At 54.0% G+C, this 631-nt stretch carries 1 pseudogene (only partly in view); it reads left to right on the plus strand.

The window, feature by feature from the left end:
• Positions 1-466 (plus strand): annotated as a pseudogene (locus QVP67_RS02725) (chorismate mutase); it begins 630 nt to the left of the window's first position.
• Positions 467-631 lie beyond the last annotated feature (165 nt).

Below are 631 nucleotides of genomic sequence, written 5' to 3' on the forward strand. Positions count from 1 at the left end.
CCACATCGGCGGTAAGCGCGAACTCGTGGCACCGCTGTGTCAGCAGGCCATGGACCTGGGTTTCGACGGCCTCATCGTAGAGAGCCACTGCAATCCGGATGCTGCCTGGAGCGACGCCGCACAACAGGTGACGCCAGACATCCTGGACTACATACTGAACCTGCTCGTCATCCGCGAAACCAACCAGAGCACCGAAAACCTGGCCGAACTGCGCAAGCAGATTGACGAGTGCGACGACAACCTGATTCAGGAACTGGCCAAGCGTATGCGGGTGGCTCGCGAAATAGGTACTTACAAGAAGGAGCACGGCATGACCATCCTTCAGACCGGCCGCTACAACGAAATCCTCGAAAAGCGCGGCTCGCAAGGTGCCCTCTGTGGCATGGATTCGGAATTCATCAAGAAAGTATTCGAAGCTATCCACGAGGAGAGTGTAAGGCAGCAGATGGAAATCATTAATAAATAAGGAGCCTCACCCCGACCCTCTCCCAAGGAGAGGGAGAAGGAAGAAGAATGCTCCGGCTGATAATACAACTGTACAACCATAAAATTATGTATAATGTCCGCCTCACTCTCCCCTCTCTTTGGGAGCAAGGTGAAAGAGTGAGGCCTTAAAACATCCCACTCCCCC

Origin of the sequence: Bacteroides sp. CAG:633 (genome assembly GCF_000435115.1) — a bacterium.
Classification (GTDB): Bacteria; Bacteroidota; Bacteroidia; order Bacteroidales; family Bacteroidaceae; genus Bacteroides; species Bacteroides ndongoniae.